This window comes from Kitasatospora sp. GP82, from assembly GCF_029892105.1.
Taxonomy (GTDB): Bacteria; Actinomycetota; Actinomycetes; order Streptomycetales; family Streptomycetaceae; genus Kitasatospora.
The window spans coordinates 1-5,362 of record NZ_JARZAJ010000101.1 but is presented as its reverse complement, the minus strand read 5'-3'; the positions used below and the strand labels follow the sequence as shown (position 1 = coordinate 5,362).

The following is a 5,362-nucleotide window of genomic DNA, read 5'->3' as shown; positions in this document are numbered from 1 at the left end:
CAGACACGGCCACCCGCGCCAGCCGGGCCACCAGCACCTCACCATCCCGGACCAGCACCTGCGGCTCATCCAGAGCGAGAACCTGCGGAAGCACCGCCTGGCACGCCCGGTCGTCACCGTCGAGATCCACCAGACCGAACCGGCCCGGATTCTCCGACAACGCCGACCGCACCAGACCCCACACCGACGCCCCGGCCAGATCCACACCGGAAACCGCGCCACGCGTCACAAACACCAGACGAGAATCAGCGAACCGCTCATCGGCGAGCCAGGACTGCACCAGACCCAGCACCCGCGACACCACCGCATGCACCGACTCCACCACACCACCAAAACCAGCAGCGGCCAACGCAACCAGCACAGTGCTCGGAACATCGACAGCGAGCTCCGCCAGAGCGTCCGCGTCCACCTCGATCTCCGCATACGACACCAACGCATCGCCCGCCACCCGAACAGGCACCCAGTCCAGCCGGAACAGCGAATCGCGGGAGACCGGTGTCTCACCCAGCTGATCGGCAGATACCGGCCGCACCACCAGCGAACCCACCGAAGCGACTGGCGCACCCGTCGTATCAGCGATCGCCAGCGACAGCGCACCGCCGTCACCGGACCGCGTCAACCGCACCCGCACCGCCGAAGCACCCGCCGCATACAGCGACACCCCGGCCCACGAGAACGGCACACCACCCGAAGAACCGTCCTCACCACCGCCCACCACGAACGCATGCAGACAGGCGTCGAACAGCGCCGGGTGCAGACCGAACGCACCACCGTCCACACCATCGGGGAGAGCGACTTCTGCGAACACCTCGTCGCCCAGCCGCCAGGCGGCCCGCAGCCCCTGGAACACCGGGCCGTACTCGAAGCCCGCGTTCAGGGCCCGCCCGTACACACCAGCCACATCCAGCGGTTGGGCACCCGCCGGCGGCCACACCGACGCATCGAACGACACCGGCACCGCACCGGACGCCAGCACACCACTCGCGTGCAGCGTCCACACCTGCTCGTGCGCACCGTCCGGCCGGGAGTGAACACTCACCGCACGACGACCGGACTCCTCCAACTCACCAACCGACACCTGCACCTGCACGCTGCCCTGCTCGGGCAGCACCAGCGGCGCGGCCAGCGTCAACTCCTCCACCACATCACAGCCGACCTCGTCACCGGCCCGCACCGCGAGTTCAAGCAGCGCCGTACCCGGCACCAACACCGAACCCATCACCACATGATCCGCCAGCCACGGATGCGACTGCACCGACAACCGACCCGTGAACAAGAACCCGTCGGAACCCGCCAGTTCCACAGCACCCGTCAGCAACGGATGCTCCGCCGCCTTCATCCCGACGGACTCCGCAGTTCCGGCGAAGCCCATCACTGCGGGCCAGAAGCGCTGGTGCTGGAAGGCGTAGGTGGGCAGCTCGACGCGCCGTGCACCGGTCCCGGCGTAGAACGCGGCCCAATCGACCTTCACGCCATGGAGGTTCAGGCGAGCCACTGCGTCCACTGTCGCTGACTCTTCCGCCCAGCCCTTCCGGAGCACCGGCACCAGGACGGTCTCTTCGGCTGCCGACTCCTGGGCCATGGCCGTCAGGACACCGTCCGGGCCCAACTCCAGGAACCGCGTCACACCCTCGGCGTGCAGCGTCCGCACACCGTCCGCGAAACGCACCGCCTCGCGGACGTGCTCCACCCAGTACTGCGGAGAGCACAGCTGCTCGCTCGTGGCCAACGCACCCGTCAGGTTCGACACCACAGGGATGTCGGGCGTCTGAAGCGAGAGGCCCTCCACGACCTTACGGAAATCGTCCAGCATCGGATCCATCAGCGGCGAGTGGAACGCATGCGAGACCCGCAGCCGCGACACCTTCCGCCCCTGCGCCTCGAAGTGGGCGCGAACCGCCTCCACCGCGTCCTCGGCACCGGAGACCACCACCGACGACGGACTGTTCACCGCCGCAACCGACACCAACTCACCCAGCAACGACAGGACTTCATCCTCCGTCGCCCGGACCGCCAGCATCGCCCCACCCGCCGGCAACGCCTGCATCAACCGACCGCGAGCCGCCACCAAGGTGCAGGCATCCGTCAGTGAGAACACCCCGGCCACATGCGCCGCAGCCACCTCACCGATCGAATGTCCCGCCACGAAGTCCGGCCGCACACCCCACGACCGAACCAGCCGGAACAACGCCACCTCGACCGCGAACAACCCCGCCTGCGCATAGACGGTCCGGTTCAGCAGACCCTCGTCCTCACCCCAGACAACCTCACGCAACGGCCGGTCCAGATGCTCGTCCAACCCCGCACACACCGCATCGAACGCCTCCGCGAACACCCGGAACCGCCCATACAACTCCCGACCCATACCCAGCCGCTGAGACCCCTGACCCGAGAACAGGAACGCCAGGAGTCCTGCAGTGCCCAGCCCTTCGGGCAGTTCCCCTCGCACCATCGCGCGAAGCCCGGACACGAGCTCGTCCCGGTCGGCGGCGACGACCGCCGCCCGGTGTTCGAGTGCGCTCCTCGTCGTGGCCAAGGAGTACGCCACGTCGAGCGGGCTGAGCGTCTCCTCGCCGGCGATGAGCGAGAGCAGGCGCTCGGCCTGTGCCCGCAGGGCTTCGGGAGTCGCGGCGGACACCAGCCACGGTACGACCGGCTGTGAGGCCGGGGCGGGCACTGAGGCTTCCGGAGTCGCCTGCGCCGTACCGCCGCGCAGCACCGGTGTGGACACCGGCGGCTCCTCCAGCAGTACGTGCGCGTTGGTGCCGCTGATCCCGAAGGACGAGACGCCCGCTCGGCGCGGACGGCCGCCTGCGGTCCACTTCTGAGCCTCGGTCAGGAGACGTACCGCTCCGGCAGTCCAGTCGACCTCGTGGCTGGGCTCGTCCACGTGCAGTGTCGACGGCAGTACGCCGTTGCGCATCGCCATGACCATCTTGATCACGCCCGCCACACCGGCGGCAGCCTGCGTGTGGCCGATGTTGGACTTCACCGAGCCGAGCCAGAGAGGCCGCTCGGCGGCGCGTTCCTGGCCGTAGGTCGCCAGCAGCGCCTGCGCCTCGATCGGGTCGCCCAGGGTGGTACCCGTGCCGTGCGCCTCGACCACGTCGATCTGGTCGGCGGCGAGGCGGGCGTTCGCGAGGGCCTGCCGGATCACGCGGCGCTGGGACGGGCCGTTGGGCGCGGTGAGGCCGTTGCTCGCGCCGTCCTGGTTGACCGCGGAGCCCCGGATGACGGCGAGTACGGGGTGACCGTTGCGGACGGCGTCCGACAGCCTCTCGACCACGAGGAAGCCGGCGCCCTCGGCGAACCCGGTTCCGTCGGCGGCGGATGCGAACGACTTGCAGCGGCCGTCCGAGGCCAGACCGCCCTGGCGGCCGAACTCGACGAACACGCCCGGGGTGGCCATCACCGTGACGCCACCGGTCAGAGCAAGTGAGCAGTCGCCCTGGCGCAGGGCCTGGACGGCGAGGTGCAGCGCGACCAGCGAGGACGAGCAGGCGGTGTCCACCGCGACCGCCGGTCCTTCGAGGCCGAGCTTGTAGGAGACACGACCGGACACGACGCTGCCGTTGCCGTCACTGCCCGGGTAGTCGTGGTACATCACGCCGGCGAACACACCGGTCCTGGTGCCGCGCAGCGACGTCGGGTCGATGCCCGCCCGCTCCAGCGCCTCCCAGGCGAGTTCGAGCGTCAGCCGCTGCTGCGGGTCCATCGCCAGCGCCTCGCGCGGCGAGATCCCGAAGAAGCCGGGGTCGAACTCCGCAGCCTCCTCCAGGAATCCGCCTTCGCGGGTGTAGTACGCGTCCGGGCGCTCGGCGTTCGGATCGCGGAGAACCGAGAGGTCCCAGCCACGGTCGCCGGGAAAGCCCGAGATCGCGTCACCGCCCGACATCACCAGCTGCCACAGGTCCTCTGGAGTCGTCACGCCGCCCGGGTAGCGGCAGGACATTCCGACGATGGCGATCGGCTCGTGCTGGGCCGTGGTGAGCCTGCGGTTGTGCGCACGCAGCCGGGCCGCATCCCTTCGCGCGGCTCGCAGCGCGGCGCCGCTGCCGGCAGAGCGGTCGTCCGCAGAGCCGTCGCCGGCAGGGCCGTCGTCAGCAGCTTCGTGGTCCGCGGTTCCGTGGTCCGCGGCTTCATGATCTGCGGCTTCGCGGTATTCGGCGTCCGGCGAGTCGAGGCCGTCGTACTCCTCGTCATAGCTCTCCGTGCCCTCCGGGTCGGAGAGCACGACCTCGGTCTCCGCCAGTTCGAGCAGACTGTCCATCAGCCCGGCGTCGCGGAGACGGCTGGTCGGGATCGACTGCAGGGCCTGGCGGATCGCATCCTCACCGGTGACCGCACGGTCGTCGCCGCCGAGTGTGGTGACGATGTGATCGGCGACGGTCTCGGCGTTGGGGTAGTCGAAGGCGAGGGTGGCGGGCAGGCGCAGGCCGGTGAGGGTGTTGAGCTGGTTGCGCAGTTCGGTGGCCGCCAGGGAGTCGAAGCCCAGCTCCTGGAAGGCGCGGTCCGGTTCGATCGCCTCGGCCGAGGCGTGCCCGAGCACCGAGGCCACCTGGGCGCGGACGAGTTGCAGCACGGCACGCTGCCGCTCACCGGCGGTCAGCCCCGCAAGCCGTTCCTTCAGAGTCACAGCCGGCGCAACGGAGGCCGTCGCTGCTCGCCTCACTACCGGCGTCAGGCCGCGCAGCAGGGCGGGCACCTCGTCGGTACGGGTCCGCAGGGCGGCGGTGTCCACCCGGATGGGTACGACATTGGCCCGCTCGGAACGGAGACCGGCCGCGAACAGCGCCAGGCCCTCCTCGTGGGCCAGGGCCGGAACACCCTGGGTCGCCATCCGCTTTCGGTCCACGTCCCTCAGGAACTGGCCCAGTCCGGCACCGACCTCCCAGAGGCCGTAGGCCATCGAGGTCGCAACCAGGCCCTCGGCGTGGCGCTGGGCCGCCAGAGCGTCCAGGAACACGTTCGCCGCCGCGTAGTTGCCCTGACCAGCCGTCAGCACCAGACCACCCGCCGACGAGAACAACACGAACGCGGCCAGCTCCATCCCCCGCGTCAACTCGTGCAGATACCACCCCGCATCCGCCTTCGGCGCCAGCACCGCATCAACCCGCTCCGCAGTCAACGCACCCACCAGCGCGTTGTCACCCACACCCGCCGCATGCACCACACCCGTCAGACGACGAACCGCAGTAACCCCATCCAGCAGAGCGGCCAACGCGGCACGATCGGACACGTCACACGCCACCACCTCCACCCCCGCCCCCAGAGCGGACAACTCCACCACCAACTCCGGCACACCAGGCGCATCCAGACCACGACGGCTCGTCAGCACCAGATGCCGCACACCCTGTTCGGC

The 5,362-nt window shown here is 69.8% G+C and carries 1 pseudogene; it reads right to left on the bottom strand.

What is annotated here, in order from left to right:
- Positions 1-5,350, bottom strand: a pseudogene (locus tag P3T39_RS37105) (beta-ketoacyl synthase N-terminal-like domain-containing protein); the annotation flags it as partial.
- Positions 5,351-5,362 lie beyond the last annotated feature (12 nt).